The organism is Streptomyces sp. NPDC024017 (assembly GCF_040638895.1).
Taxonomy (GTDB): Bacteria; Actinomycetota; Actinomycetes; order Streptomycetales; family Streptomycetaceae; genus Streptomyces.
In genome coordinates, this window is sequence record NZ_JBEZYZ010000001.1 from 239485 (window position 1) to 262107 (window position 22623).

Annotated in this window: 22 protein-coding genes; 9 read left to right on the forward strand and 13 right to left on the reverse strand. The window is 69.6% G+C overall.

Features of this window, described 5'->3' with window-relative positions; genetic code table 11:
- The first annotated feature begins 17 nt into the window (after positions 1 to 17).
- Both AB0G20_RS01155 and AB0G20_RS01160 read left to right on the forward strand, forming a co-directional pair.
- Positions 18 to 242: a zinc ribbon domain-containing protein gene (locus AB0G20_RS01155; protein ID WP_104780813.1), complete on the forward strand. Its 225-nt coding sequence runs from the start codon at positions 18 to 20 to the stop codon at positions 240 to 242.
- Positions 243 to 317: 75 nt separating this feature from the next.
- A complete protein-coding gene (locus tag AB0G20_RS01160) occupies positions 318 to 1058 on the forward strand; it encodes a DedA family protein (RefSeq protein WP_361293908.1) in 741 nt (246 codons plus the stop codon).
- On the opposite strand, the gene AB0G20_RS01165 is transcribed toward AB0G20_RS01160, so the two are convergent.
- The 3 genes from AB0G20_RS01165 to AB0G20_RS01175 are packed head-to-tail and all read right to left on the reverse strand — an operon-like array spanning position 979 to position 5586.
- The gene (locus AB0G20_RS01165; RefSeq protein WP_361293911.1) at positions 979 to 1788 is read right to left on the reverse strand and encodes an HAD family hydrolase; all 810 of its coding nucleotides are present in this window, start codon (positions 1786 to 1788) and stop codon (positions 979 to 981) included. The genes AB0G20_RS01160 and AB0G20_RS01165 overlap by 80 nt on opposite strands.
- The gene (locus AB0G20_RS01170; RefSeq protein WP_361293914.1) at positions 1788 to 4415 is read right to left on the reverse strand and encodes a phosphoribosyltransferase domain-containing protein; all 2628 of its coding nucleotides are present in this window, start codon (positions 4413 to 4415) and stop codon (positions 1788 to 1790) included. Before AB0G20_RS01170 ends, AB0G20_RS01165 begins: the two co-directional genes overlap by 1 nt.
- A 4-nt stretch (positions 4416 to 4419) precedes the next feature.
- Positions 4420 to 5586 (reverse strand): HpcH/HpaI aldolase/citrate lyase family protein, encoded by a 1167-nt coding sequence (locus tag AB0G20_RS01175; protein WP_361293917.1) that lies wholly within the window; start codon positions 5584 to 5586, stop codon positions 4420 to 4422.
- Positions 5587 to 5813: 227 nt separating this feature from the next.
- On the opposite strand from AB0G20_RS01175, the gene AB0G20_RS01180 reads away from it, so the two are divergent.
- Complete coding sequence (locus tag AB0G20_RS01180; protein ID WP_361293920.1) at positions 5814 to 6722, forward strand: TerD family protein; 909 nt, start codon at positions 5814 to 5816, stop codon at positions 6720 to 6722.
- A gap of 37 nt (positions 6723 to 6759) precedes the next feature.
- Here AB0G20_RS01180 and AB0G20_RS01185 read toward each other — a convergent pair whose 3' ends face one another.
- From AB0G20_RS01185 to AB0G20_RS01210, 6 genes are all read right to left on the reverse strand, one after another.
- Positions 6760 to 7497 (reverse strand): Tellurium resistance, encoded by a 738-nt coding sequence (locus tag AB0G20_RS01185; RefSeq protein WP_361293923.1) that lies wholly within the window; start codon positions 7495 to 7497, stop codon positions 6760 to 6762.
- A gap of 129 nt (positions 7498 to 7626) precedes the next feature.
- Positions 7627 to 8772, reverse strand: a complete 1146-nt coding sequence (locus tag AB0G20_RS01190; RefSeq protein WP_361293926.1) for a DUF475 domain-containing protein — start codon at positions 8770 to 8772, stop codon at positions 7627 to 7629.
- A 125-nt stretch (positions 8773 to 8897) separates the two neighbouring features.
- On the reverse strand, positions 8898 to 9473 hold the full coding sequence (locus AB0G20_RS01195) for a TerD family protein (RefSeq protein ID WP_361293929.1): 576 nt from the start codon (positions 9471 to 9473) through the stop codon (positions 8898 to 8900).
- Positions 9474 to 9598: 125 nt separating this feature from the next.
- Positions 9599 to 10174 carry a TerD family protein gene (locus tag AB0G20_RS01200; RefSeq protein ID WP_361293932.1) on the reverse strand — a complete coding sequence of 192 codons (576 nt, stop codon included), beginning with the start codon at positions 10172 to 10174 and terminating at the stop codon, positions 9599 to 9601.
- Positions 10175 to 10321: 147 nt separating this feature from the next.
- Positions 10322 to 10780, reverse strand: a complete 459-nt coding sequence (locus AB0G20_RS01205) for a peroxiredoxin (protein ID WP_361293935.1) — start codon at positions 10778 to 10780, stop codon at positions 10322 to 10324.
- Between the two features lie 110 nt (positions 10781 to 10890).
- Positions 10891 to 11328, reverse strand: a complete 438-nt coding sequence (locus tag AB0G20_RS01210; RefSeq protein ID WP_031104104.1) for a DUF3052 domain-containing protein — start codon at positions 11326 to 11328, stop codon at positions 10891 to 10893.
- A gap of 417 nt (positions 11329 to 11745) precedes the next feature.
- On the opposite strand from AB0G20_RS01210, the gene aceE reads away from it, so the two are divergent.
- Both aceE and AB0G20_RS01220 read left to right on the forward strand, forming a co-directional pair.
- Positions 11746 to 14493, forward strand: a complete 2748-nt coding sequence (gene aceE / locus AB0G20_RS01215) for a pyruvate dehydrogenase (acetyl-transferring), homodimeric type (RefSeq protein ID WP_361293938.1) — start codon at positions 11746 to 11748, stop codon at positions 14491 to 14493.
- Positions 14494 to 14576: 83 nt separating this feature from the next.
- Entirely contained in the window at positions 14577 to 15311 is a 735-nt protein-coding gene (locus AB0G20_RS01220) for a potassium channel family protein (RefSeq protein ID WP_361293941.1), read from the forward strand.
- Positions 15312 to 15378: 67 nt separating this feature from the next.
- On the opposite strand, the gene AB0G20_RS01225 is transcribed toward AB0G20_RS01220, so the two are convergent.
- Together AB0G20_RS01225 and AB0G20_RS01230 are read right to left on the reverse strand one after the other, a co-directional pair.
- Positions 15379 to 15687, reverse strand: a complete 309-nt coding sequence (locus tag AB0G20_RS01225) for a small hydrophobic protein (RefSeq protein WP_248500854.1) — start codon at positions 15685 to 15687, stop codon at positions 15379 to 15381.
- Positions 15688 to 15921: 234 nt separating this feature from the next.
- On the reverse strand, positions 15922 to 17547 hold the full coding sequence (locus AB0G20_RS01230; RefSeq protein WP_361293945.1) for an MFS transporter: 1626 nt from the start codon (positions 17545 to 17547) through the stop codon (positions 15922 to 15924).
- 115 nt (positions 17548 to 17662) lie between these two features.
- On the opposite strand from AB0G20_RS01230, the gene AB0G20_RS01235 reads away from it, so the two are divergent.
- From AB0G20_RS01235 to AB0G20_RS01245, 3 genes are all read left to right on the forward strand, one after another.
- A complete protein-coding gene (locus AB0G20_RS01235) occupies positions 17663 to 18295 on the forward strand; it encodes a TetR family transcriptional regulator (protein WP_361293948.1) in 633 nt (210 codons plus the stop codon).
- Between the two features lie 73 nt (positions 18296 to 18368).
- On the forward strand, positions 18369 to 19577 hold the full coding sequence (locus AB0G20_RS01240; RefSeq protein WP_361293951.1) for an alpha/beta hydrolase: 1209 nt from the start codon (positions 18369 to 18371) through the stop codon (positions 19575 to 19577).
- A 66-nt stretch (positions 19578 to 19643) separates the two neighbouring features.
- Positions 19644 to 20495, forward strand: a complete 852-nt coding sequence (locus AB0G20_RS01245; protein WP_361295749.1) for a DUF4429 domain-containing protein — start codon at positions 19644 to 19646, stop codon at positions 20493 to 20495.
- Positions 20496 to 20573: 78 nt separating this feature from the next.
- Here AB0G20_RS01245 and AB0G20_RS01250 read toward each other — a convergent pair whose 3' ends face one another.
- Positions 20574 to 21590: an aldo/keto reductase gene (locus AB0G20_RS01250; protein ID WP_361293954.1), complete on the reverse strand. Its 1017-nt coding sequence runs from the start codon at positions 21588 to 21590 to the stop codon at positions 20574 to 20576.
- The gene (locus AB0G20_RS01255; protein WP_020271715.1) at positions 21587 to 22051 is read right to left on the reverse strand and encodes a MerR family transcriptional regulator; all 465 of its coding nucleotides are present in this window, start codon (positions 22049 to 22051) and stop codon (positions 21587 to 21589) included. The genes AB0G20_RS01250 and AB0G20_RS01255 overlap by 4 nt, the downstream gene beginning before the upstream one ends.
- 98 nt (positions 22052 to 22149) lie before the next feature.
- On the opposite strand from AB0G20_RS01255, the gene AB0G20_RS01260 reads away from it, so the two are divergent.
- The gene (locus tag AB0G20_RS01260; protein ID WP_361293958.1) at positions 22150 to 22620 is read left to right on the forward strand and encodes a GNAT family N-acetyltransferase; all 471 of its coding nucleotides are present in this window, start codon (positions 22150 to 22152) and stop codon (positions 22618 to 22620) included.
- Positions 22621 to 22623: the final 3 nt, after the last annotated feature.

A 22623-nucleotide genomic window follows, 5' to 3' on the forward strand; every position in this document is an offset into this window, starting at 1 on the left:
CCGGTTAACCTGTGCGCATGCCTCGCTACGAGTACCGCTGCCGGACCTGCGGCGACACCTTCGAACTCAGCCGTCCCATGGCCGAGTCCTCCGACCCCGCGGCCTGCCCCTCGGGGCACGACGACACGGTGAAGCTCCTCTCCACGGTCGCGGTCGGCGGCTCCGCCTCCGCCCCGGCCCCGGCACCCCGCGCGGGCGGCGGCGGTGGGGGCGGCTGCTGCGGAGGCGGCTGCTGCGGCTGACGCCCTCCCCCAGGAGTTCGTCCTCAGGAGTTCTTCCTCAGGAGTTCTTCAGCTTCGGTTTCCTAGCGTGGCGGCATGACAGCCATCGCAGCGGACGCCGGACCGCAGTGGGTCAACGACCTGATGGACGCGTTGGGCGCGCCGGGTGCCGGTCTCGCCATCGCCCTGGAGAACCTGTTCCCGCCGCTGCCCAGCGAGGTGATCCTGCCCCTCGCCGGGTTCGCCGCGAGCAGCGGCCGGATGAGCCTGCTCGCCGTCCTGCTGTGGACGACGGCCGGCTCGGTGATCGGCGCCCTCGCGTTGTACGGAGTCGGTGCGCTGCTCGGCCGTGACCGGACGGTGGCGATCGCGTCCCGGCTGCCGCTGGTGAAGGTGTCGGACATCGAGCGGACGGAGGCGTGGTTCCTGCGGCACGGCACCAAGGCGGTGTTCTTCGGCCGGATGATCCCGATCTTCCGCAGCCTGATCTCCGTGCCGGCGGGTGTCGAGCGCATGCGTCTGCCGGTGTTCCTGGGGCTGACCACTCTGGGCAGCGCGATCTGGAACACGGCGTTCGTGCTCGCGGGCTACCTGCTCGGCGCGAACTGGCACCAGGTCTCGGACATCGTCTCGACCTACTCGAAGGTGGTCCTCGCCGTGGCAGCCGTGGCGATGGCGGCGTTCATCGCGGTACGGCTGCTACGACGCCCTGAGGCGGCGCCGCACTCGCACGAGGAGGACCAGGACACCCGAGTCCTCAGGCGCCCCCTACTGCCTCCAGAAGCTCCCGCAGGATCCGCTCCCCGGCAAGGACACCCCGGTCGGGGAGCACCCTGATCGACGGAGCCGCGAAGCCGGTGTCGGCCAGCTCCCCGTGGCCGGGCCGCCAGCCCTGGTCCGCCGCGAGCAGCAGGTCGGTATCGAGCAGGGAGTCACCCGCGGCGAGCGTGAGATCGGCCCCGGTCCGGCGGGCGACCTCGCGCATCGCCGCGCTCTTGGTGAGCGGCTTGGGAACGGCGTAGATCTTGCGGCCCTGGAGGGACACGGTCCAGCCGCGGTTCTCCGCCCACACCGCGAGTTCCTTCACCCAGTCCTCGTTCAGCAGTTCACGCTCGACGACGAGGTAGGCGAAGAGGTCGTCGGCGACGCGGTGCTTGCGCACCCAGACCGGGTCGGCGGCCCTCAGCAGGTGTTCCTGCACCTCGGCGAGGGGCGCGCACTGGTCGGCCAGCCGCGCGGTGACCTGCGCGTGCCAGTCGGGGTCGGAGACGCCGTCCACCAGGAGGTGGCCGCCGTTCGCGCAGATCGCGTACGTGGGCTCCGGGCCCGGCAGGTTGATGCGCTGGTACTGCTTGCGCGTCCGGGTCGTCGTCGGAACGAACACGGCCGCGTCGCCCAGGTCGGTGAGGAGCCGGGCGGCCGTCTCCGTCATGTACGACAGCGGCTTGCTCTCGTGCACCTCCACGCACAGCAGCCGGGGCGCCCGCGCGTCCGGCATGGTCAGCGCCAGAGCCGCCGAGGAGTAGATCAGGGTGCGGTCGAGGTCGCTTGCGACGAGTGCGGGCATCAGGCCGTCACCGCCTTGCCGTCGGCGCCGGTCGCGCCCCGGGTGTACTTGGGGTGGATCAGGCCGACGCAGGTGTAGGGCAGTCCGTCGACCTCCTCGACGGGCACGCCGCGTTGCTCGGCCAGCAGGCGCACGTGGTCGAGGTCGCTGCCCGCCCCGGCGCGTGCCAGGACCTTCCACGGCACGCGGCGCAGCATGACCCGGGTGGTCTCGCCGACGCCGGGCTTGACGAGGTTCACGTCGTGGATGGCGTACTCCTCGCTGATGCGCTCGACGGCGGCCCAGCCCTCCCAGGTGGGCGAGCGGTCGGTCGCGAGCAGCTCCTTGGCCTGGGCGCAGGCCGCGTCGGCGACCTCGGGGAAGCGGGCGGACACGGCGTCGAGGAAGGCCACCGACACGTCGGTGCCGGCGAGTTCGCGGTAGAACTTCGCGCCGTGGAAGTCGTCCGGGCCGACCAGGTCCGCGCGGAGCACGGTGCGCGAGATCAGGCCGGAGACGGTGGAGTTGAGGCAGGCCGAGGGGATCAGGAAGTCCTCGCGGGTGCCGTAGGTCCGTACGCAGGAGCCCGGGTCGGCCAGAACCGCGATCTCGGGGCTGAAGCCGGTGATGCCGTCGGACTTCTCGAACTCCTCCAGGGCCTGGGCGAGTTCGCGGGTGATGGCGCCCTTGCCGGTCCAGCCGTCGACGAAGACGACGTCCCGGGGGTCGTGGTGCCGGGCGAGCCAGCGCAGCGCGTTGGCGTCGATGCCGCGGCCGCGGACGATCGACACGGCGTAGTGCGGCAGGTCGAGGCCGTGCCGGTGCTGGGCCCAGCGGCGCATGAGGACGCCGACGGGCGTCCCGGCGCGGGCCAGGGAGACCAGGACCGGACGCGGGGACCGCTCAGCGAGGACCGTCTCGGTGACGACGCCGACCGCCTGGGCGATACGGGCCGCCGACTCCTTCAGCGCGGCGTGGAACAGCTCCTGGTACTGCTCGCTCGGCTGGTACTCCACGGGCAGCGACTCCGCGTAGTGCGCGCCGCCGCTCTGGATCGCCTCCTCGCGCTCCTCGGTCGGCGCCTCCAGCGTCACGTCCGAGAGGTCCTGGAGCAGCCAGCCGACCTCCTCGGGCGCGTACGAGGAGAAGGCGGGGCCGCGGAGGGGCTCGGGCAGCATGGAGGGCCTTTCGGGGGCGTGCGACGGTATGACGGCGAGGAGGACCCGCGGCGTGTGCGCGGCGAGCCGGGCCAGCAGGCCGTCGGGCGCGTGCAGCGCGGGAGTGTCTCCGGCCGAGTCGACCACCGCGACGACGGCGTCGAATCCGGCGCCGGCGACGTTGTAGGCGTACCGCTCGCCCGGGCCGTCGGCGGGGTCGTCGTGGGCGGGGAAGGCGAGGCGGGTGCGTATCGCGTAGCCGGGGTCGTCGACGGCCAGGACGGGTGAGCGGGTGGTGGTGGAGTAGCGGACCTCGATGCCGGTGGTCCGCTCCAGCTCGCGGGCGAGCCTCAGGGGGGCGTACATCAGCTCTTCGAAGCCGAGGATGTGTACGCGGCGGGCCCCGTGGGGCAGCGCGTCCGCCAGGCGGCGGGCCATCGCGGGGAGGGCGTTCTCCAGGAGCTCCCGATGCGCCGGGGTGAACCCGTGTCGCCCCCCGTCGGGGAGGCCGGCGGGCCACTGCAGGTCTATCCGGCTGTCGCCCGGGGGCGGGTCGGTGGGGGCTGGTCGCGCAGTTCCCCGCGCCCCTGGGGAGACGGCCTCCTGGCCGGCTTCGACGGCAACGCCGCTGTTCGGGGGCGCGGGGAACTGCGCGACCGGCCACGACGGCTCCGCACCCGCCGACGAACCCTCCCCCGCACTCTCCGCCTCGTACCGCGCCACCAGCTCCTGCCCCTTCTCCAGCACCCCCTCCGGCAGCCGCACACTCCCCGAAGCCGCTGCCACGAGATCCACCCGCGCACCGATCTCCCGCGCGAACGCCTCCAGCCGCCCCGCATCGGCGGCGGACCGCATGTCCACCAGCGCCACCACGACGTACCGCCGCCGCGGATACCGCTCGTGGAGATCCCGGACGGTGTTCAGCACCGTGTTGCCCGTGGAGAACTCGTCGTCGACCAGGACCAGCGGCCCGTCGCCGGTGAGCAGCGCGGGGTCCTCCGGCAGCAGCAGATGCGAGGTGGCGTGGGAGTGGGACTCCTCGAAGCCGCCGGCCGGGGCGAGACCGGCGACCGGGCGGCGGGTGGAGTGCAGGTAGGGCGCGAGGCCCAGCCCGTCGGCGACACAGTGGCCGAGGCCGGTCGCGGTCTCCGCGTAGCCGAGGACCACGGCCCTGCGGGCCTCGTCGTCGCCCAGCAGGTCACGCACCCGGCGGCCGAGCTCCCAGCCGTAGCCGTACACCACGGACGGCGACTGCGGCACGTGCTTGCCGAGCACGTTCGACACGAGCAGGTGGGCCCGCTTGGGGTTGCGGCGCAGCGCCAGCCCCAGCAGGCCCGCCAGCCGGTCGTCGCCGACGAGCTCGACACCGAGCCGCGCGGCGACCCAGGTGCCGGACCAGACGCCGTCGGTCGCGTCGGCCGGCCCGGCCGGCGCATCGGCGCGCACCTCGCGGTGCTCCCCCTCGTTCACTGCTCTCTCCGCCTTCTCCATGCCTTCAGCCCGGCAGTCCCGCCGCCAGCAGTTCCACGAAGCCGATGTCCTGGTTCGCCACGCCGAAAACCTCGGCACGCATCAGGGTCCGCTCGGCCCAGGCCCGATGCGGTTTCACCTCGTTCATCTTGTTCGTGTACGACGATCTCAGCACACCCCCGCCGCCGCGCTCGGGGCGGAGGATGTCCTGGGCGTCCGAGAACTCCTCGTGGCTGACGACCGACAGGGCGTGCACCGGCAGCACGTGCGAGGGGTGGATGCAGGTCTTGCCCAGCAGGCCGTTGGCCTGGTCCAGGGAGATCTCCCTCAGCAGGCCGTCCATGGCGTGCTCAATCAGCTTCTCGCGCAGTTCCGCGGCCTGCACCTCCAGGAAGGGGCTCTGCCGCAGCAGCGGCTTGAACATGCGCTCCTGGACCCGGAAGTACTCCCACACCGGCCCGGTCACGGTGAAGCCGGTCCCGTCGGCGCGGCCCAGCATGTTCACCACGTCGGCGATCACGGAGGCGACGATCTGCACGTCGTAGGCCGTCATGTCGGGGCCTCTGCGCAGTCCGTAGGAGGAGCAGAAGTCCGTCACGCCGAGACGCAGGGCGAGCACGCGGTCGCGGTACTTGTCGATCGCCCGGGAGATGCCCTCCAGGGTGTCCACGCGCGACTCCCGGTAGAGCAGCTCCGGGGACTCCAGCACGGGCATGGCGAAAAGGCGGTGGCCGCTTTCGGCCTCGGCGGTGGCCAGGGCCTCCAGGAACGGAATGCCGCGTTCCTCGGTGAACTTGGGCAGGACGAATCCGGACAGCAGCCGGACGGCGGGGCCGAGACGTCGTACCAGGTCGGGTATCTGCCCGGGGGTGCGGACCCGGATGAACAGCAGCGGCAGGTCGGCGTCCGGGAGGTCGGCGAGGGCCGTGAACTGGCGGACGAGGTTCTCCTCGCCGGGGCCGACGTCCGCGTCGTCGATCGAGTCCTCCAGGCACAGCACCATCGAGACCACACCGCGCCCTGCCTGCTTGAGGACGTCGTCGGCCAGGCGCGGCCGGGTGGCCGGGCTGTACAGCGTGGCGCCCAGGGCGGCCGAGAGCAGCCGCGCCGGGGATTCCGGGGTGAACGCGCACGGCTCGCGGTAGAAGAGACGCTTCCGTACCTCAGGGGCGATGTGCCCGAAATGACGCATGGAACTCCCCCGTGGTGGTGATGCGACCTGCGAATCGATGAAAGGTGGCCGGTAATAGTACGTAGATGTCCATGTCACAGGTTCCCATGAGGCATGAATTTCAGGTAACGCGGGCAAGCACAGCCAGGCCCGACCATGACGACGGTAGTCCGCGACGGCCGTCGGCGCCGCTCGTGACCGCGGCCCCCGCGTTGTCGTGAGCAGGACCGAGAAGGCAGGATGACCGCATGACGCACGCGATGCTGAAGGGGTCGAACGTCCCGCTGGAAGCCACCACGGTGCGCGCCGTGCTGCGCTGGACACCCGGGCAGGGGGTTCCGGACGTCGACGCCTCCGCGCTGCTCCTCGGCCCCGACGGTCGTGTGCGCTCCGACGAGGACTTCGTCTTCTACAACCAGCCCCGGCATCCGGCCGGAAAGGTGTGGCGACTCGGCAAGAAGCGGGTCGCCGAGGGCCTGACCGACACGATCCAGACAGAGCTCACCGGTGTCGAGGCGGAGGTCAGCCGGATTCTGCTGGTCGCATCGGCGGACGGCACGACGTTCGACCGCGTACAGGAACTGCGCATTCTGCTGTACGACGCGGCGGGCACCGGCGCCGAGGCGCTGGCGTACTTCGACGTCAAGCCGGAGACGGGCGAGGAGACCGCGCTGATCTGCGGCGAGCTGTACCGGCGCGGGGAGGGCTGGAAGTTCCGGGCGCTGGGCGAGGGCTATTCGAACGGGCTGAAGGGGCTCGCGACCGACTTCGGCATCTCCGTGGACGAGTCGGAGGTGCTGGAGGAGGCGACCACGACGGTCCCCGCGCCTCCCACCACCAACACGCCCGCGCAGCCGACGACCGCCGGCTCCGCCCAGCCGTCCCCCGAGGCCTCCGTGCCGCTGCCCCCGGAGCAGCCGACCGCGGTGCCCGCGCAGCCCGGGTACGGATATCCGCCGCAGCAGCCGCCGGCGACCCAGCCGGCCTACGGCTACCCGCAGCACACCGGCCGCCCGGCGTACGGCTACCCCCAGACACCGGCCGCGGCGGATGCCGCGGGTGGGCAGACCGGCTACGGCTACCCCCCGGCGGTGACGGCGGTCCCCGACCCGGACTTCCGGCTGCCCCCGCAGGGCCCGCAGTTCATCGGGCGCTGAGCAGAGCTCCGGGGTGGGGCTCACCAGGGCTCCGCGGTCAGCGGCCGACCTTGGTCTTGTAGCCCCGCCCCCACTGCAGTCCCCACCCGTACAACCGGTCGAGTTCGGCCTGGAAGCCGTAGACGAACTTCGCCTCGCGGCGGACGACGATCTCGTCCTTCACCTTCTCGATCATGACGACGGCACAGGAGCGGGCTTGCGGCTGGCGTTCGTCGAGGTGGATCTCGATGCGGGGGCCGTTGCTCGGGTAGAGGGTGACGATGGCCTGGGCCCGGTCGAAGGCGGGCGTCTGGTCGTAGATGTAGACGAAGACCAGCAGCCGCTTGATCTGGTCGCGGTGGTCGAGGTTGATGTACATCGTCTCGCCGGACGCGGAGCCGAAGCGGTCGTCGCCACTGAGCTTGACGTACGGCGCGGCGTTGGTCTCCCCGAAGTAGCCGCCGAGGGGCTGGACGACGCCCTTGCTGCCGTCCTGGAGTTCGTAGAGACAGCCGAGGTCGAGGTCGACGTTGACCATGCTCTGGCTGTGGCCGACGACCTCGGGGGGTTTGAGCGCCCGGAAGGGATGGCGCAGCAGGCTCTCGCGCTGGTTGCCGCCGATGTCGGACGTGCGCATCCGCCAGCTGAGGTTGACGCGCAGATGGCCGGTGGCCGCGCCCTGTTTGCTGAGTGATATCTGCGCGCGCCGCTTGGTCAGCTCGATCGCGTTGGTCGACGCGTCGCCCGAGTCGAACTGTGCCTCGCGGCCGCGCCGGAGTCCGTCGAACAGGCCCATTCCGCCCCCCACGTTCACTTGGAGACCGCAGGGCATCGCCGTACCCGCGGCCCTTGACGACCGACGGGGCGGCCGCCGAGGAGTCCTCGGTGGCCGCCCCGCTCAGAGCGTTCCTCACCCAAAGGGGTGTCACACCCCGGACGAGACCTCAGTCTTCTCGTCCGAGCCGGCATCTCCCTCGGCCGCGGCGATCGCCTTGTTGCGGCGGACGGAGGACCAGAAGGAGGCGCCGATGAGGACGACGCCGATGAGGCCGGTGATGATCTCGTTGATCTGGTACTGGATGGTGACCAGCAGGATCATGGCGAGCGCGCCGATGGCGTAGTGCGCGCCGTGCTCCAGGTAGACGTAGTCGTCGAGGGTGCCCTGGCGGACCAGGTAGACCGTCAGCGAACGGACGTACATGGCGCCGATGCCGAGGCCGAGGGCCATCAGGACGATGTCGTTGGTGATGGCGAAGGCGCCGATCACGCCGTCGAAGGAGAAGGACGCGTCCAGGACCTCGAGGTAGAGGAACATGAAGAAGGCGGCCTTGCCGGCCAGCTGGACCGCCGAGCGGGGCTTGCCGCTGCGCTCGGCCTCTTCCTCCGCCTCGTGCTCACGTTCCTCCTCCTCTTCGAGCTTGTCCTCGAAGTAGCCGGAGAGACCGCCGACGATCATGTAGGTGATCAGACCGCCGATACCGGCGAGCAGGACCGTCTCGGCCTTGTCGACGTGGGTGCCGCCGTGCTGGTGGGCGTGGGTGGCGAAGGTCATCGCCGAGATCAGCAGGACGATCAGCGCGATGCAGACCGACAGCATGTCGACCTTGCCGAGCTTGGACAGCGGGCGCTCCAGCCAGCCGAGCCACTTGATGTCCCGGTCCTCGAAGATGAAGTCCAGGAAGATCATCAGCAGGAACATGCCACCGAAGGCGGCGATCGACGGGTGAGCGTCGGTCACCAGCTGCTGGTACTGGTCCTTGTCGTTGAGGGCGAGATTGACGGCCTCGATCGGGCCCAGCTGGGCGCTGAACGCGACGATCACGACGGGGAAGACCAGCCGCATGCCGAAGACGGCGATCAGAATGCCGATCGTGAGGAAGATCTTCTGCCAGAAGGCATTCATCTTCTTCAGGATCCCGGCGTTGACCACCGCGTTGTCGAAGGACAGCGAGATCTCGAGGACGGACAGGATCGCGACGACGCCGAGCGCGGTCCACCCGCCGAACAGGACCGCCGCGACCAGGCCGAGCGCGGTGACCGCGAACGACCACCCGAAGGTTTTCAGAACCACTGGCTACCCAATCGTGTGTGTACGGGGCTCCCCCGCGCCGTACCCGGCTTTACGAACTTTTGAAGCCGAAGTCTAGTCGGGCCCCCTCCGCACCCCACCGGGCCCCGGTTTTTGCTCATAACGCGTTATGAGACGTTGACCCCGAAGTCCTGTGCGATGCCCCGCAGCCCCGACGCGTACCCCTGCCCCACGGCCCTGAACTTCCATTCGCCCTGATAGCGATAGAGCTCGCCGAAGATCATCGCGGTCTCCGTGGAGGCGTCCTCGCTCAGGTCGTAGCGGGCGAGCTCCTGGCCGTCGGCCTGGTTGACCACGCGGATGAAGGCGTTGCTGACCTGGCCGAAGGTCTGGCCGCGCTCGTCGGCCATGTGGATCGAGACGGGGAACACGATCTTGTCGCACTGCGGCGGCACCTTGGGCAGGTCGATCAGGAGCGACTCGTCGTCGCCGTCGCCCTCGCCGGTGAGGTTGTCGCCGGTGTGCTCGACCGAGCCGTCCGGGCTCTTGAGCTGGTTGTAGAAGACGAACCACTCGTCCCCGAGCACGCGCCCGCCGCTGCACATCAGGGCGCTGGCGTCGAGGTCGAAGGGGGCTCCGGTGGTGGAGCGCGCGTCCCAGCCGAGCCCGATCATCACCTGGGTGAGGTTCGGTGCGGCCTTGGACAGGGAGACATTGCCCCCTTTGGCGAGCGTGACGCCCATGATGCTGGTCCCTCCCCGAAGTGACACTTCTCTGGCTGTCCTGCACGTCCGGCGCCGCACGTAAACCGTGCGGCGCCGGACAAGAAGACCTTTCGGGCCCTGGCGTCAGGGCCCTTCAGGGTGATTCAGACGTTCACGCCGAAGTCCTGCGCGATGCCGCGCAGGCCCGAGGCGTAGCCCTGGCCGATGGCGCGGAACTTCCACTCCGCGCCGTGCCGGTAGAGCTCACCGAAGACCATGGCGGTCTCGGTGGACGCGTCCTCGCTCAGGTCGTACCGGGCGATCTCGGCGCCGCCCGCCTGGTTCACGACGCGGATGAACGCGTTGCGCACCTGGCCGAAGGACTGCTGGCGGGTCTCGGCTTCGTAGATCGAGACCGGGAAGACGATCTTTTCCACGTCGGCCGGGACGGTGGCGAGGTTGACCTTGATCTGCTCGTCGTCGCCCTCGCCCTCACCGGTGAGGTTGTCACCGGTGTGCTCCACGGAGCCGTCCGGGGTCTTGAGGTTGTTGAAGAAGATGAAGTGCTGGTCGTTGCCGACCTTGCCGGAGTTGTTCAGCAGCAGCGCACTGGCGTCCAGGTCGAAGTCCGTGCCGGTCGTGGTGCGGATGTCCCACCCCAGACCGATGATGACCGCGGTCAGGCCCGGCGCCTCCTTGCTAAGCGATACGTTGCCGCCCTTGCTGAGGCTGACTCCCACGAGTCCTCCATTGGTGTCCAGGGGCGGGATGCCCCGTTGTGCTCGGATGTCGGATCAACGAGTCGATCCTAGTGACGGGTTCCCGCCCCCCGCAGGCCCTGAAGCCGACATTTCAGCGGGTGTCGAGCGCATGACGCCCGACCGGCGTCACAGGGAGTCGAGCGCCTTCACGTAGTCGTTCAGGTCGCGCGCGTCCGGCAGGCCGTTGACGACGGTCCACCGCACGACGCCCTCCTTGTCGATGACGAAGGTGCCGCGCACGGCGCAGCCCTTGTCCTCGTCGAAGACGCCGTAGGCGCGCGAGACGTTGCCGTGCGGCCAGAAGTCCGACAGCAGCGGGTACTCCAGGTTCTCCTGCTCGGCGAAGACGCGCAGGGTGTGGATGGAGTCGTTGGAGACGGCGAGCAGCTGGGTGTCGCGGTCCGAGAACTGCGGCAGGTGGTCGCGCAGCTCGCACAGCTCGCCGGTGCACACGCCGGTGAAGGCGAAGGGGTAGAAGAGCAGCACCACGTTCTTCCGGCCCCGGAAGTCGGACAGCTGCACGGCCCTGCCGTGGTTGTCCTTGAGCTCGAAGTCGGGGGCCTTCTCGCCGACCTGGATCGCCATCGCTGTGGGTGTCCCTTCGTGGGGCTTTTCGGGTGGGACCACCCTACGCAGGCACCGGGACAGGCCGAAGGGCGGGCCGACGGCATGCGCCGGCCCGCCCCGCCGTACGACTAACGCTTGGACTTGGCGGCCTTGGGCGTGGCCAGCCGGCTGCCGCTCCAGTCCTTGCCGACGCTGACGCTCTTGGACGCCGTCAGACCCGCCGTGGTGGCGGCTTCCGAGATGTCGCTCGGCTCCACGTACCCCGAACGGCCGGTCTTGGGTGTGAGGAGCAGGATCGCGCCGCCCTCTTCGATGTACGTGGTGGCATCGACCAGCGAGTCCGTAAGGTCGCCGTCGTCGTCACGGAACCACAGCACAACGGCATCGGCCACGTCGTCGTAGTCCTCGTCCACCAGGTCGGCCTCGATGATGCCCTCGATGGCCTTGCGGAGCTCCTGGTCCACGTCGTCGTCGTAGCCGATCTCCTGGACCACCTGCCCGGGCTGGAACCCCAGCCTGGCGGCAGGGTTCGTCCGCTCCTCCGCGTGGTCCGCGGTCGCGCTCACGGGTTGCCTCCTGATCATGTTTTGGGAATAACTCAGCCACGCGCGTGCGCGAAGCATTGGCCGTAGTCCACACGGGCGGGGCGGATCGCGCAAGTACCCGGCCGTTCAGACCGCCGAAACGGTGACGATCCTGGCGGTGTCACCGCAACTCCAGGCACACCATCATGGCCCTGGGTGACGTACACCACACCTTTCTGCCCTGTTTGGGCGTTTGGGAATCGTCTGTGGGTACGAGACTCGAAGGTATTCGCCCCATACGTCACGGAGTCGATCTCACGTCTGGGTTACCGCTGGGTAGAGATGACGTTTCCCGGCCCCGAGGTGGACCATGGGAGCGGCGCGCCCCCCAGCGACGACGCCCCGGCGACGACAGCGAAACAGCGGCCCTCGCAGGCCCTCTGACAGGTAAGGAACAGCGTGGCTTCCGCATCCGATCGCAACCCGATCATCATTGGCGGCCTTCCGAGTCAGGTTCCTGACTTCGATCCCGAAGAGACTCAGGAATGGCTCGACTCCCTCGACGCCGCAGTCGACGAGCGCGGCCGGGAGCGGGCCCGCTACCTGATGCTGCGGCTGATCGAGCGGGCCCGCGAGAAGCGCGTGGCCGTGCCGGAGATGCGCAGCACGGACTACGTCAACACCATCCCCACCAAGAGCGAGCCGTTCTTCCCGGGCAACGAGGACATCGAGCGCAAGGTCCTCAACGCCACCCGCTGGAACGCGGCGGTCATGGTCTCCCGGGCCCAGCGCCCCGGCATCGGCGTCGGCGGCCACATCGCCACGTTCGCGTCCTCCGCCTCCCTCTACGACGTCGGCTTCAACCACTTCTTCCGCGGCAAGGACGAGGGCGACGGCGGCGACCAGGTCTTCTTCCAGGGCCATGCCTCGCCGGGCATCTACGCCCGTGCGTTCCTGCTGGACCGGCTCAGCGAGGAGCACCTGGACGGCTTCCGCCAGGAGAAGTCGAAGGCGCCGCACGCACTGTCGTCGTACCCCCACCCGCGGTCGATGCCGGACTTCTGGGAGTTCCCGACGGTGTCGATGGGCCTCGGCCCGATCGGTGCGATCTACCAGGCGCGGATGAACCGCTACATGGAGGCGCGCGGGATCGCCGACACCTCCAAGTCGCAGGTGTGGGCGTTCCTCGGCGACGGCGAGATGGACGAGCCGGAGTCGTTGGGGCAGCTGTCCATCGCCGCCCGCGAGGGCCTGGACAACCTCACGTTCGTCGTCAACTGCAACCTGCAGCGCCTCGACGGCCCGGTGCGCGGCAACGGCAAGATCATCCAGGAGCTGGAGTCGATCTTCCGCGGCGCCGGCTGGAACGTGATCAAGCTGGTCTGGGACCGCACCTGGGACCCGCTGCTGGCCCAGGACCGCGACGGCGTGCTGGTCAACAAGATGAACACCACGCCCGACGGGCAGTTCCAGACGTACGCCACCGAGACGGGCGCGTACATCCGCGACCACTTCTTCGGCGACGACCACCGCCTGCGCGCGATGGTCGAGGGCATGACCGACGACCAGATCCTGCACCTGGGGCGCGGCGGTCACGACCACAAGAAGATCTTCGCGGCCTACAAGGCGGCCGCGGAGCACAAGGGCCAGCCGACGGTGATCCTCGCCAAGACGATCAAGGGCTGGACGCTGGGCCCGAACTTCGAGGGCCGCAACGCCACGCACCAGATGAAGAAGCTGACGGTCGACGACCTCAAGCGCTTCCGCGACCGCCTCCACCTGCCGATCCCGGACAAGGAGCTGGAGTCCGGCGTGCCGCCGTACTACCACCCGGGCCGGGACTCGGAGGAGATCCAGTACATGCACGACCGCCGCAAGTCGCTCGGCGGTTACGTCCCCACGCGCGTCGTCCGGTCCAAGCCGCTGGCCCTGCCCGAGGACAAGACGTACGCGACCGTGAAGAAGGGCTCGGGTCAGCAGTCCATCGCGACGACCATGGCCTTCGTCCGGCTCCTCAAGGACCTCATGCGGGACAAGGAGATCGGCAAGCGGTTCGTGCTGATCGCGCCTGACGAGTACCGCACGTTCGGCATGGACTCGTTCTTCCCGAGTGCGAAGATCTACAACCCGCTCGGGCAGCAGTACGAGTCGGTCGACCGCGACCTGCTGCTCGCCTACAAGGAGTCGCCGAACGGCCAGATGCTGCACGACGGCATCTCGGAGGCGGGCTGCACGGCATCGCTGATCGCCGCCGGCTCGGCGTACGCGACCCACGGCGAGCCGCTCATCCCGGTCTACGTCTTCTACTCGATGTTCGGTTTCCAGCGCACCGGCGACCAGTTCTGGCAGATGGCCGACCAGCTGGCGCGCGGTTTCGTCCTGGGCGCGACCGCCGGCCGTACGACCCTGACGGGTGAGGGCCTCCAGCACGCGGACGGCCACTCGCAGCTGCTGGCCTCCACGAACCCGGGCTGCGTCTCCTACGACCCGGCGTTCGGCTTCGAGATCGCGCACATCGTCAAGGACGGCCTGCGCCGGATGTACGGCGGCTCCGAGGAGCACCCGCACGGCGAGGACGTCTTCTACTACCTGACCGTCTACAACGAGCCCATCCAGCACCCCGCCGAGCCGGAGAACGTCGACGTCGACGGCATCCTCAAGGGCCTCCACCGGTTCAGCGAGGGCACGGCCGGCTCGATTCCGGCGCAGATCCTGGCGTCCGGTGTCGCGGTCCCCTGGGCCGTCGAGGCGCAGCGGCTGCTGGCCGAGGACTGGAACGTCAAGGCGGACGTCTGGTCGGCGACCTCCTGGAACGAGCTGCGGCGCGAGGCCGTGAGCTGCGAGGAGCACAACCTGCTGCACCCCGAGGAGGAGCAGCGGGTGCCGTACGTGACGCGGAAGCTGGCGGACGCGCAGGGGCCCGTGGTGGCCGTGTCCGACTGGATGCGCTCGGTCCCGGACCAGATCGCGCGCTGGGTGCCGCAGACGTACCAGTCGCTCGGCGCCGACGGCTTCGGCTTCGCCGACACACGGGGTGCGGCCCGCCGCTTCTTCCACATCGACGCGCAGTCGATCGTGGTGGGGGTGCTGACCGAGCTGGCCCGTGAGGGCAAGGTCGACCGCTCCGTGCTCAAGCAGGCCATCGACCGGTACCAGTTGCTCGACGTGTCGGCGGCGGACCCGGGGGCCGCGGGCGGCGACGCATAACACGTCAAGCCCTGTCAAGGGGTGGTGCGCATCACGGGTACACCGTGGGCACACCACCCCTTCACTTTTCCTACGATGCGGCCATGCAGCAGCAGTCGGCCCAACTCCGTTGGGAACAGCACACACAGCGGCCCCTCTTCGGCCTGGCCCTGGCCTTCGCCGTCGCCTACGCGGTACCGATCGTCCGGCCGGACGCGGGCCGGGACGTGGTGGAGGTCTGCACGGCGGTGGAGTGGGTGGTGTGGGGAGCGTTCGCGCTCGACTACCTCGTCCGGTTCGCCCTGACCGAGCGGCGGCTGCTGTTCGTGCGCACGCACTGGCTCGACCTCGCGGCGGTGCTGCTGCCGCTGCTGCAGCCCATGCGGCTGCTGCGGCTGGTGTCGACGCTGCTGCTGGTCGGACAGCGGGCGCGGATGGCCTCGCAGATACGGCTCACGACGTACGTCGCCGGCTCGGTGGTCGGGCTGCTGATGTTCGGCTCGCTGGCCGTGCTGTCCGTGGAGCGGGACTCACCGGACGGGAACATCCGGACGCTGGGTGACGCGGTGTGGTGGTCCTTCACGACGATGACGACCGTGGGGTACGGGGACCATGCGCCGACCACCGGGCTGGGGCGGATGCTCGCGGTCGGGCTGATGCTCTCCGGGATCGCGCTGCTCGGTGTGGTGACGGCGAACATCGCCGCCTGGTTCATCGCACGGTTCGAGAAGGACGACGTCGAGGAGCGGCGGCAGACCGAGGCGATTCATGAGCTGACGGAGGAGGTGCGGGCGCTGCGGGGTGAGTTGGCGGCGCTCAAGGGGACACGGGTCGAGTAGGTAGGGCGGAGCACATGGGTGGGCCCCCGGTCGCATCGCCGGAGGCCCTTCCCTCGTTCCACCCGGGTCAGAACATGCCCATGCCCGGTGTGGCCGCCCCGGACAGCCAGATGATGGCCAGGAGCGTGTCGATGGCGCCCAGGACCAGGGCGATCACGGCCGCGGTGGGGCGCGAGCCCGACCACGCGCGGCCCATGGCGAGCCAGCCGCAGACCATCGCGGCGGGACCGAGAACGATCCCCAGCACGAAGAAGCCTGCAACGGCGCAGATGACTCCGATGAGTCCGAGCGTCGCGCGATCCGTCCCGGTCCGTGACCACGTCCGGCCACGTGAGCGGGGGTGCCTGCGCGTACCGTGTCCGAAGCTCGCCATCATCAACTCCCGTAAACCCTCGATCGGTTGGGGTTCGGTTCGGGTATGACACGGCGAGTACCCCGTCAGCGGGCTTCAATCCCGCTGCCTGCGCGCCACCCCCCTCCGGCAGCGCGCCGCAGCGTCCGTCCTCCATGCCCTGCGGAGGACTTGACCCACTGTGACCTGCGGCGCGTGCCGGAGGGAGAGTTCGGCGGCTCTGTTCACCCTGATAGGCGAACGAGCCGCCGGGGACCGTCAGATGTGCGCCGCGCCCGCACCGGCCTCCGCGTTCTCACCGCGCTTGGTGAGGAACGCGACCAGTACCGCCACCACGGCGACCCCGGACGCGACGAGCGAGGCCGCGCTCATGCCCGAGATGAACGTGTCGTGCGCGACGCCCGTGATCTTCGCGGCGATCGCGTCCGGCGTACCCGGCGCCACCGGCGGGACGCCGACCTGGACCGCCTCGGAAGCCTGGTGCTCCTGCTCCGGGGTGAGCGGCGGGAGGCCCGCCTTCGTCCAGTTGCCGGCGAGGTCGCTGTTGACCTTGGAGGCCATGACGGCGCCCAGCACGGCCGTACCGAGGCTGCCGCCGATCTGCATGGCGGCCTGCTGGAGGCCGCCCGCGACGCCCGACAGCTCCATCGGGGCGTTGCCGACGATGACTTCGGTCGCACCGACCATGACCGGTGCGAGGCCGAGGCCCAGCAGGGCGAACCAGAGCGACATGATGCCGCTGCCGGTGTCCGTCTCCAGGGTCGACATCCCGTACATGGCGATCGCGGTGAGCGCCATACCGCCCGCGAGCGGGACACGGGGGCCGAACTTGGTGATCATCGCGCCGGCCAGCGGCGAGCCGACGATCATCATGCCGGTGAGCGGCAGCAGGTGCAGACCCGCGTCGATCGGGCTCATGCCGTGCACGTTCTGGAGGTAGAACGTCACGAAGAACAGGCCGCCCATGAACGCGATGGCCATCAGCACCATCAGCACGACACCGGCGGACAGCGCCACGGAGCGGAACAGCCCGAGCGGGATCAGCGGCTCCTTCACCTTCGCCTCCCAGAAGGCGAAGAGCGCGAAGCACAGCACGGAGGCACCGAGGAAGCCGAGCGTCTTCGGGTCACCCCAGCCCCACTCGGACGGCGGGGCCTTGATGAGCGCCCACACCAGGCAGAACACGGCGGTCGACAGCAGGGCGATGCCCAGGAGGTCGAAGGAGCGCGGGGCGTTCTCGGCACGGTGGTCGAGCAGGATCAGCACGCCGAGGACGACGGCGAGGACACCGACCGGCACGTTGATGAAGAACACCGACTGCCAGTTGACGTGCTCGACGAGCACGCCGCCGAGGATCGGGCCGCCCGCGGTGGACGCGCCGATGACCATGCCCCAGATGCCGATGGCCATGTTCAGCTTCTCGGCCGGGAACGTGGCCCGCAGCAGGCCGAGCGCGGCCGGCATCAGCAGCGCGCCGAACAGGCCCTGCAGGACGCGGAAGACGACGACGAACGCGATGCTGTCGGACAGGCCGATCGCGCCCGAGGCGGCGGCGAAGCCGACGACGCCGATGAGGAAGGTCTGCCGGTGACCGAAGCGGTCGCCGAGCTTGCCCGCGGTGATCAGCGAGACCGCGAGGGCGAGGAAGTATCCGTTGGTGATCCACTGGACCTCGGCGAACGTGGCGCCGAGGTCCTTCTGTATGGCCGGGTTGGCAATGGCCACGATGGTGCCGTCGAGGGCCACCATCATGACCCCCACAGCGACGGTGATGAGGGTGAGCCAGGGGTGCCCTCGCAGCCCCTTGCCCGGCGTCGCGCCCGACGGCGACGCCGGTGCCTTGCCCCCCGACCCCGTCGTGTCGATGGTGGTCTGACTAGTCATACCGCGAGGCTAATGACAGCCACTGACAGTTGACAAACCAATTCACTAGTCGGTAACTGACACGACATCCCCGTATAGCCTGAGCTGGGAGAACACTTCAGACGAGAGGCATGTCTTGAACCTGCGCGAACGCAAGAAGCGGCGCACCCGGGACGCACTGTTGCGGGCCGCGTTGGAGCTGTTCGCCACGCGCGGGTACGAGGAGACGACCGTCGACGACATCGCCGCCGCCGTGGACGTCTCGCAGCGCACCTTCTTCCGCTACTTCGCCGGCAAGGAGGAGACGGCCTTCTTCGTGCCGCGTCTCGCGGAGACCCTCGTCGTCGAGGCCCTGCGCACGCGCCCGCCGGGCGAGGTGCCGCTGGAGGCGCTGCGCCGGGCCGTGCTGGAGAGCTGGGACGCGATCAACGAGGCCGTCGAGGAGCTCGTGCCGATCGACCTCCACATGCGCGTCTACCGGGTGATCGAGTCGACGCCCGCGCTGCTCGCCGCCCACCTGCGGCGGTCGACGGAACTGGAGGAGCAGCTCGCGGGCATCATCGCCGAGCGCGAGGGGCTCGACGTGGACGCGGACCCCCGGCCGAGGATCGTCGTCGCCCTCTTCGGCGGGGTGATTCGTGTCACCGAGCGCCTGTGGTCCGCAGGGGACGACCTCACCCTGGAGGGAATGCGCGAACTCACCACCACATACCTGGATCAGGTGGGTCCGGCACTGGCCGGGAACTGGCGTGCGGAGCAGTCCCCCTAGCACATTCCCCGAAACGTGATCCCGGTCACTTGGTTAACGCGAGACCCTCTCGTTCTCCTAGTGTGTCCTTTCAGTGACTTCCTTCGACACCTCCCCGCAACTGAACGTCTGGCGCGCACTGCTCGCTCTGGCCGTCGTGTTCGTGATGCTGGCGACGACCGGCTGGACGGCCCTGCGCAACCAGCGGGGCGCCACACCGCTGCAAGCCTCGCTCTCCGCCTGGGAGCACGGCCGGATCGGCGGGCACCGGCTGCCGGACCCGCAGTCCGAGCCGACGAAGCTGGCCCGCTTCTTCACCTCGCTGACCGAGCAGGACCGTACGACCCTGGTCCGCAAGTACTCGCTCGCCGTGGGCAACATGAACGGCGCTCCCGTCGAGCTGCGCTACCGCGCCAACCATCTCGCGCTCGCCAAGGCGCGCAAGGTCGAGCGGGAACGCATGCACGACAAGCGCCTCACCCGGGCCGGACAGCACGAGGCGGGCCGCAGGATGCACCGCTTCGAGGACCTCATGGAGAAGGGCCGGCACATCCTGGCCTTCGACCCGGAGGGCTCGGGCCGGGTGGCGGAGGTCTTCGGCAACCTGAGCAAGGCGGAGCGGGTCTCGGTCGTCGTCCCCGGCGTCGACACCGACCTGCTCACCTTCCAGCGCACCAACCGCAAGTACTCCGCGCCCGTCGGGATGGCCAAGTCCCTGTACGCGGCCGAGCGGAAGGCGAGCCCCTCGACCCGTACGGCCGTGATCGCCTGGGCCGACTACACGGCGCCCAACGGACTCGGCATCGACTCGGCCACGGCGATGCGCGCCGCGGAGGGTGCCGTACGGCTCGACGCGCTGGTGCGGTCGCTGCCGGGCAGCTCGCCGGTCTCGCTGTTCTGCCACAGCTACGGTTCCGTGGTGTGCGGCGTCGCCGCGCGCTCGCTGCCGGACCGGGTGTCCGACATCGCGGTGGCCGGCAGCCCCGGCATGCGGGTCGAGAAGGCCGCCCAGTTGCACACGACCGCCCGGGTGTGGGCGATGCGGGACTCCGACGACTGGATCCAGGACGTGCCCTACCTGGAGGTCGGCGGACTGGGCCACGGCGCCGATCCGGTGTCCGCCGGGTTCGGGGCGCGGGTGCTGTCGGCGGCGGGCGCGAAGGGTCACGCGGGCTACTTCGAGCCGGGAACGGCAAGTTTGTTCAATTTCGCAGAGATCGGCGTCGGCGCATACCGCTCGGTGCACTGCGCGCACGAAGACGGCGTCTGCCGTACCGGTTTGTCCGGCACGGCGGCGGCCTGACGCGCGTAGAGGCGAAGAAAATGCGGTCTGCTCGGGAGGGGGACGGAGGAGCGCGTGCCGCATACGATGAGCCGCATGGGTGACGTACTGGCCGGATTTCATGCCGCCTGGGAGTTCGAGTCCGACTCCGTGCTCATCCGCTACGAACGAGGGATTCGAACACCCAAGCTCTTCCAGGCCCTCGGGGAGCGCCGTGTGCCCCTGGAGGCGATCGCCGGGGTGACGCTGACCCGCGGGAAACGCGGCACGGTGGTGCTGCGTGTCGAACCGCGCCCCGGGGCGGACCCGTTGATGGAGGCGGCCGCCGGACAGCTGAAGGAGAGCGGCGACCCCTACCGGCTGGTGCTGCCCGCCGACCGGGAGGTCCTCGCGGAGTACTACGCCGACGAACTGCGGACCCTGCTGACCGAGTCCGGGCCGGCGGACCGCTTCCTCGTGGACCCGCCCGCGGGGCCGCTGTCGTTCAAGGCGTACGACGGGAAGGCGACCTTCGACGGCCGGACCGTGAACTTCCGGTGGTTCTGGACGGGGGCGTCGTCGGCGAAGTGGAAGGCCGGCGACCAGAGCTTCTCCGTCGGGGAGCTGAACGGGGTGGAGTGGCGGTCGCCGGAGGTCTTCGAGGGACATTTGCGACTTTTGCGCCGAGATGTGGAAGCGTCGGGGGCTCAGGCCGATCAGGATCCCGCGGCGGTGGTGTTCGGGCTGGGGTACGGGCCGGTGCACGAATCACTGCCGTTCGCCGCCGCCGTGCTGGCGGCCGTGCGGTCGTCGAGTCCGGTGGCCGCCGTGCCCGCGCCGCGGCGTGATCCTGCGGATATCGCGGAGCGGATTCGTCACCTGGGTGAGTTGCATCAGGCCGGGCTGGTGACGGATGAGGAGTTTTCGGTCAAAAAGGCCGAGTTGTTGGCGCAGCTTTAGCGTCTGCCGGGATCTCGCCGTGGGCGGGCGCGGGTTCGTGCGTGGTTGATCGCGCAGTTCCCCGCGCCCCTGAAACCCCTACTCCCGGCCTGCAGAGGTGAAGGTCATGTCCGCGTAGCGGTTGCCCGCCACCTGGGCCGCTATCCCGTCCAGCAGATCCAGTTCCTCGTCGGTCAGGACGATCCTGGTCGCCGCCGTGTTCTCCTCCACCCTGGAGGGCTTGCGGGTGCCCGGGATGGGGATGACCGGCAGGTCGTGGATCGCCGCCTGCTGCTGGGCCCAGGCCAGGGCGATCTGACCGAGGGTCGCGTCATGGGCCTTGGCCACCGAGCGGATCAGCTCCAGCAGGGTCGCGTTCGCCGTGGCGTTCTCGCCCGTGAAGCGGGGCTGCTGGCGGCGGAAGTCACCGGCGGTCAGGTCCTGGTCGGCGTTGGTGAAGGAGCCGGTGAGGAAGCCCCGGCCGAGGGGTGAGTAGGAGACGAGGGCCACACCCAGCTCACGGGCCGCCGGGACGACGTGCGTCTCGATGTCACGGCTGAACAGCGACCACTCCGACTGCACGGCGGCGATGGGGTGGACGGCGTGGGCGGCACGCAGTTCGCCGGCCGTGACCTCGCTCAGGCCGAGGTGCTTGACCTTGCCCTCGCGGACCAGGTCGGCCATGGTGCCGACGCTCTCCTCGATCGGCACGTTCACGTCGCGCCGGTGCATGTAGTACAGGTCGATGACGTCGACGTCCAGGCGCTTCAGGCTCGCCTCGACGGCCTGGCGGATGTAGGGCGGGTCGTTGCGGATGACCCGGCGCGTCGGGTCGTCCGGGGGGATCGACAGGGCGAACTTGGTGGCGATGACGATCTCGTCGCGGTGGGCCTTGAAGAAGGGCGACAGGAACCGCTCGTTCTCGCCGGCGCCGTACGCGTCGGCCGTGTCGTAGAAGGTGACGCCCAGTTCGAGCGCCCGCTCCAGCGTGGCCCGGGACGCGTCCGCGTCGGCGGGGCCGTAGCCGAAGCTCATACCCATGCAGCCGAGGCCCTGGACGCTCACCTCGGGACCGTTGTCGCCGAGCTTCGCCGTCGTGATCTTGCCGTCCGTCATCGGGACCTCTCCGACGCCAGGGCACGCCCGGCGTCCGCGTAGAAACTGATCTTCCGGTCGAGCACGGCGAGCGTGCCCCGGAGTTCGTCGATCCTGGCCAGGACGTCCTCACGGGTCGTCTTCAGCAGTTCGAAGCGCTCGCCGTAGGTGTGGTCGCCCTCGCGGACCAGTTCCGCGTACCGCACCATGTCCGCGACCGGCATCCCCGTCAGGCGGAGCTTGCCGACGAGGTCGAGCCAGTCGAGGTCGCGGTTGGTGTAGCGGCGCTGACCGGTGTGGGACCGATCGATGTGCGGCATCAGCCCGATGCGCTCGTACCAGCGCAGGGTGTGGGCCGTCAGGCCGGTCAAGGCGACGACCTCGCTGATCGTGTAGCGGTCCTCGCCGTCCGGGCGCCGGTTCTGCTGCGGCGGGCCGGCGCAGGTGTCGGTCCTGGTCCCCGTGGTCTCCATCACCGTCATGACCCCAACGCTAGAACCTTGGAGTGCACTCCAAGCAAGCGCCGACGGTAAGAAATCGGCAGGACCTTTCCTGATCCGGCTGGTTAGCGTACGGAGCCATGAGTGCTGTACGTCGCGCCCTGCCCGAGGACGCCGAAGAGGTCCTGCGGTTGCGCCAAGTCATGATCGATTCGGTGTTCGCCTCCGATCCCTCCGTCGCCTGGCACGGGGAGTCCCTCCCCACCCTGAGGGCCGAACTGGGCGAGCCGGACGGGGACTTCGCGGCGTTCGTCGTGGACCACCCGGAGCGGCCGGGGGCGCTCGCCTGCCTGGTGGCCGGGACGATCGACTACCGGATCGGCACGGCGTCCGACCCGCGGGGCATGGTGGGTTTCGTGTTCAGTGTCGCCACCGACCCGGACGCCCGGCGCCGCGGATACGCGCGGGCCTGCATGACCACCCTGCTGGAGTGGTTCCGCGGGCGCGGTGCCCGGCGCGTCCAGCTCACCGCCTCGCCGGAGGCCGAGCCGCTGTACGTCTCCCTCGGTTTCCGGCCCAAGCCCGACCCTTTGCTGGAGCTCGCGCTCTGAGCG